Genomic DNA, 5,629 nt, shown 5'->3' with positions numbered 1-5,629 from the left:
AGTGAAATAATCCTAATACCAGCACGCCAGACCGGCTAAACATATAACTTCACCAACACATCCTGTCGTTTAGGCCGTTAGCTCTTGGGAGGGTGATATCGACGTGGCAGCCGGGGGAATAATTTGCGAGCTGCGCATCACCGTCCAGCGAAAACTCGATAACCGCAAGGTCATCGGCTACGGCGGTGACGTTTTCCACCGTGGCGGTGGTGGAGGGGGCATCGGCAAGCTGGGATGCAGATTGGGAAGGAGAACTAGGCATAGGGGTGAATAGACCTCACTTTCGTGGCTGTGGTTCACTGCCAATTCACTGAATGTAATGCACGTCATGGTACAGCCTAAAAGGAGAGACAGGTTACAAAAGCGTTCGCATAGCGGACACGTGTGCGCCTAGTACACCTATATGGGGTGAGCGGGCGGAGAGTTTGCAAAATCTGCCAAGACGGGCATTTTTGCTATTTGCGCAGGAGGGGATAGGTGCTGTGAAGACGGGTGTAGCGGCGGTGTTCGTGCCCGGTAATTTCCCGGAAAATTGCATTCAAAATTCATTGCAGTGGAGGGCAGTGTCTCTATAGGCTTACGTGCACAGCTAAATGGTGAACTAGACCACATAGATAGGAAATATGTGTGGTGTAGCACCACGATTGGAAAGGTTGTTCACTCCCCATGACTGCTCCCACAGATACCTCTGACGTCGCTAACACGTCGCAGGCGGAACCAAAGGTTCTGCCCATGTCCGATAATCCTTATGAGGATTTCCGCTACTTCTACCGCGATGGCATGGACCTGCGCCCGGCGCCGAAGCGTCGCACCGCGGCCCCAGGCTGGTCGGAGTTGCGGCACAATGTCTTCGACTCCTGGCACACGGTAGAAGATGACTGGGCAGGCTACGATAGCCTGCAAACCAAGCTTCTCGATGACCACATGTGGCAGACCGACGAGACCGGTGAAAAGCTGGCGGAGGCCTTCCGTCGTGACGGTGCCAAGGAATCGCGCGCTAAGTTTGAGCAGGCGCTCAACCACGGCATCGAGACGGTAGAGGACCCGGCCCCGGAGTTGGTGGACTTCTTTAAAGAGGTAGACCGAATTCCGGAGTGGCTGGACCTCGAGGCCGCAGAGCGCGGCCGCGTGGCCTACTACAACGTCACGCGCACCTCAGAGGTTTTGGCTATTGCCTTCGCATACTGGGCTACCACGATGGAGGACCGCACGTCGGCGGCCACGGGTGAGACTGGGATGTTCGAGTTTAAGGCCATGCAGCGCTCCATTGAAACGGCGCAATTCTTCACGGATTTGGGCAAGAAGGACGTCTTTGACCGCTTCGGTGAAGGCCGCAAGGCTGCCGTGCGCGTCCGCCTGCTGCACTCCCAGGCTAATCGCGGCTTGGAGAAGATGTGGGGCAAGGAGCACTACAACGAGTTCGGCCGGCCGATTGGCTCCAGCTTCCTGGTCTCCGGTGAGGGCTGGTTTGGGATGATGCCGTTGGCCATCGACGAGCGCTTTGGCCGGCCGCACTCCGGCCAGGACTGGGACGATGTGGCCCAGTACTGGGGATATATCCTTTATATGATGGGTGCTGAAGAGCGGCTCATCCCTAAGACCGGCGATGAAATGCGCAAGATGACGGATTATATCTACGCCAATGGTGGATATTCCTCCACCTACCATGAGCGCGTAGCCACCGCCTTGATGAGCATTCTCGAAACCATCCACCCGCTGGTCCCCAATGTGGCCTTAGGAGCGTTGACCACCATCTGCGGTGTGGAAGACACCAAGTTCATGGTCAAGGGCACGCGCTGGGAAAAGGTGAACCTCAAGCCGTGGGCCCTGCTATACCAGGGCGCAGCGCGGGCAGAGGCCAAGGTTGCCCGCCTGCGGGACAAGCTGCCGGGTGCGCAAAAAGCAAAGATTAAGCGCGCTAATAAGAATAAGCCGCCATGGTCCGATGTTACCGCGGTGATTAAGGCGCACATCGCGAAAAACGAGCCAGAGACCAAGTCCGATTACACGCTGCACGATGACTCTAAAGAAGCTCGCAGCTAACCCATCTCCACACCATTCTCAGAGGAGAACACCATGACTACCAATATGTCCCTAGGCACCGTAGGCGAGTGGCCTGCCGGTCGCGGCGATAAGGAAGAATTCATCGCCACCTTTGGCCAAGAGCGCGCCAACCGCTACCACGAGGCTTTCTGGAAGATGGACCCAGTGGCCGATGCGCTATTTACCAGCGGCCACACCGTCAAGGAAATCATGCCTAACCTGCGCGATGCCCTCGCACGCGGCACCGCCAACGAGGACACCTTCCCCGAAGTTGCCGCCCTCATCGAGGACATGACCAAGGCACTTGACGGCATCGACGCCGAGAAGCTGGAGCGCGGCCGCCGCGTCTACTTGTCCATCCCGCCGCTCAGCCACGGCCTGGCGCTGGGCCCGGGCTCGCTGGTCCACACTTATTCCACCCCGGCGATCGCGGACTTGCTGGTCAACACCGGTGAGCTTACCGATGGCGCCGTCAAGCGCCTTGCCTACACCACCAACTGGACCTATTCGCTCTACCTGCCGGATGCGCTGCAGCCCGGCGGCGAAGGCTTCATCCACACCGGTATGGTGCGCGCCATCCACGCCCACGTGCGGCGCGTGCACACCCGCAAGGAGCTGGACTACTCCCACTACGGTGCGCCGATTAGCGAGTTCGACATGCTGCGCACCTGGTTCGACTTCACCTACATTCCGTACGCCGGCCTGCGCAACATGGGCTGGAAGCTCACGGCAGAGGAAGAGAAGGACGCGTTCTACCTGTGGAAGATTGCCGGGCGCATGCTGGGGATTTCTACGGACCTTTTCGAAGGCGAAGATGGGGTAGAGGCTTCCCAGGAGACCATGGACGCCATCCATACCGTCGACGGCGAGATCAATGAATCGGCCCGCAAGCTTGTCGATGCCCTCATGGACGGCTTCGTCGTCAACGCCAAGGAGCTCACGGGCATGCCCGATGACACCCTGGCGGACTGGACCGCTGCCCACGTGCGCATCATTCATGGCGATGAGGTCGCCGATGCCTGCGGAGTGGCCGACTCCGTCATGCGCCCCATCCTGCAAATGGAGGCACCGCTGGTGCAGGAGCGTTTCGACCTCCTCCGCCAAGATCCGGAGGCGCTCGAGGAGGAAATCCAGAAGAATGAGGAGGCGGTGCGCCAGATGCTCACTCGCGATGCCACCTATATGAAGCAGGATGAGGGCATCAAGATGAAGGATGGCTCGGTCGTCGCGGCCTCCTAAAACAAATTACCCACTTTCATGGGTGACACGTCACTAGAACTTTAAGTACTCTTGTGGCAGGCGCACACGGATTGTGTTCGCCGCCACAATAGTTCCAAGAATCCACTTAGAAAGGGATCCAATAATGTCCAAGGATTTTGCGGTAACTAACCCCGCTACCAATGAAGTAGTAGAGAAATTCGACACCTTTAGCGATGAGCAGATCCAAGAGGTTCTGGCTAAGTCCAACGAGGCTTTCCAGACCTGGCGCGAGACTCCCATTGAGGAGCGCGCCAAGATTGTGTCCCGCGCAGCGGAACTGCTCAAGGAACGCAAGGGCGAGCTGGCCAAGATTGCCGCACAGGAGATGGGTAAGTCCACCCCAGAAGGCGAGTGGGAAATTAACTTCTCCGGTGACATCCTGCAGTTCTACGCAGACAACGCCCCAGAGCACAACAAGGACCAGCCGGTTGACGTGCCAGGTGGTAAGGCCACCCTCCGCCGCCTGCCCATTGGTACCCTGCTGGGCATCATGCCGTGGAACTACCCCTTCTACCAGGTTGCCCGCTTCGCTGGCCCGAACCTGATGAACGGCAACTGCATTATCTTGAAGCACGCCGAAATTACCCCGAAGTCTGCTGCAGTCATCGAGGAGATCTTCCGCGAGGCTGGTCTGCCAGAGGGCGTATACATTAACGCTTACGCAAACCACGAGCAGATTGAAGAGATCATCGCGGACAAGCGTGTCCAGGGTGTATCCCTGACCGGTTCCGAGCGCGCTGGTGCCGCTGTGGCTGAGATCGCCGGCCGCAACCTGAAGAAGGTTGTGCTGGAGCTTGGCAGCACCGACCCCTATATCATTCTGGATGCAGCCGATGTCACCAAGGCTGCCGAGGAAGCTTGGGTCAAGCGCATCGAGAACGTTGGCCAGGCTTGCACCTCCAACAAGCGCATCATCGTCATGGACGACATCTACGATGAGTTCGTCGATGAAATGGTCCGCATTGCAGAGGGCATGAAGCAGGCTGACCCAACCCAGCCGGGCGAGAACCAGTACTACCCAATGTCCTCCCGCGAAGCAGCAGAGAACTTGGACAAGCAGGTCAAGAACGCTGTGGACAACGGCGCTAAGGTCCGCACCGGCGGCAACCTGCACGAGACCGCTGCGTACTACGAGCCGACCGTGCTTACCGATGTCCCCGTTGGTTCCGACTCCTACTACGAAGAGTTCTTCGGCCCAGTAGCAGAGATCTACAAGGTTTCCTCCGAGAAGGAAGCCGTAGAGCTGGCCAACAACTCCAACTACGGCCTGGGCGGTGCCGTCTTCTCCGATGACACCGAGCGCGCCACCAAGGTTGCTGACCAGATCGAGACCGGCATGATTCACGTCAACCTGGGCCAGTACTTCTCCCCAGTACTGCCATTCGGTGGCGTCAAGAACTCCGGCTTCGGCCGCGAGCTCTCCGTCTTCGCACTGGACGAGTTCGTGAACAAGCAGTACCTCTACATCAACGACTAATTGTTCGTTGACGCTCGCTCAGCGCTCCTTGCGCCTGCAGTGAGCGCATAGAGTGCAGTAGGGAAGGGGCCTAGCCTTGAATGGCTAGGCCCCTTTTGCTGTCCGCAGTGCCGGTTAACCCGCTGCGACTTTCGGAACCTGGCCTAAACTCAAGTTGTGTGACGCGTGAGAAAAATCCCGCTCAGCGCGGGGCTGGGCGGGATGTAGTCTGCTCCTCCAACTGGGGTCGAACAAGTTACAGTTATAAACCAGGATAAACAAGAGGTGGTGAGGCGTCGTGTCGACTAGTGCAGGAATCACTACCGATGCTCCCGTTGGTCGGGTGCTGACGATTTTGTCTGATCTTGATAAGGTGCGTGAACTCGCTTATGACAATGATCGTGAATGTTACCGATTCGTTATAGATGGCGGGGCTTCGGCTACGTTGTCCGAAGAATTAAAAATCTTCGACGATGAAATCGAGACTTGTTTCGCCTTTTATGAGTCAGAGGATATAAGTGCACAGCGTTTTTTGTTTGAAGTTCTTTCTAGCTTGTTGGACTTTCGCGTAACTATGTTCGCACCTGATTCTGATGAAGTGGTGGCGGAGTCAAACGGCGACTAACGAAAAGGCTCCGTTATTTTAATCTGAATCTTTGGCCACCCTGGGGCCTGGCCCCCGACGTGTCGACTTTCCGGGGTCAGGCCCTACTTCAACGCAAAGGCCACATGCCCTAAACAATTCTGTCCACCAACACAAAATGGCGTTTACCCCGACACGCTGCAAAACAACTGAGGTTACCCTCGTTTAGTGGACACCCTATTAGTACGGATCTTGTGTCCGTAGGAGAGGATGTTCATTGTGAGTTC

Annotated in this window: 5 protein-coding genes; 4 read left to right on the top strand and 1 reads right to left on the bottom strand. The window is 57.1% G+C overall.

Annotated elements, in window-relative coordinates; translation table 11 throughout:
- Window positions 1-49: 49 nt before the first annotated feature.
- Window positions 50-262 (bottom strand): hypothetical protein, encoded by a 213-nt coding sequence (locus tag ABRP87_RS11070; RefSeq protein ID WP_349868820.1) that lies wholly within the window; start codon window positions 260-262, stop codon window positions 50-52.
- Between the two features lie 404 nt (window positions 263-666).
- On the opposite strand from ABRP87_RS11070, the gene ABRP87_RS11065 reads away from it, so the two are divergent.
- The 4 genes from ABRP87_RS11065 to ABRP87_RS11050 all read left to right on the top strand — a co-directional run bounded on the left by ABRP87_RS11065 (window position 667) and on the right by ABRP87_RS11050 (window position 5,384).
- A complete protein-coding gene (locus tag ABRP87_RS11065; RefSeq protein WP_284869523.1) occupies window positions 667-2,043 on the top strand; it encodes an oxygenase MpaB family protein in 1,377 nt (458 codons plus the stop codon).
- Window positions 2,044-2,076: 33 nt separating this feature from the next.
- Window positions 2,077-3,282, top strand: coding sequence for an oxygenase MpaB family protein (locus tag ABRP87_RS11060; protein WP_349868818.1), 1,206 nt, complete (start codon window positions 2,077-2,079; stop codon window positions 3,280-3,282).
- Between the two features lie 124 nt (window positions 3,283-3,406).
- On the top strand, window positions 3,407-4,780 hold the full coding sequence (locus tag ABRP87_RS11055) for an NAD-dependent succinate-semialdehyde dehydrogenase (RefSeq protein WP_284869520.1): 1,374 nt from the start codon (window positions 3,407-3,409) through the stop codon (window positions 4,778-4,780).
- Window positions 4,781-5,057: 277 nt separating this feature from the next.
- A complete protein-coding gene (locus ABRP87_RS11050) occupies window positions 5,058-5,384 on the top strand; it encodes a hypothetical protein (protein ID WP_349868815.1) in 327 nt (108 codons plus the stop codon).
- Window positions 5,385-5,629 lie beyond the last annotated feature (245 nt).

This window comes from Corynebacterium sp. KPL2830, from assembly GCF_040225635.1.
Taxonomy (GTDB): domain Bacteria; phylum Actinomycetota; class Actinomycetes; order Mycobacteriales; family Mycobacteriaceae; genus Corynebacterium.
This window is presented reverse-complemented; position numbering and strand designations above follow the sequence as displayed.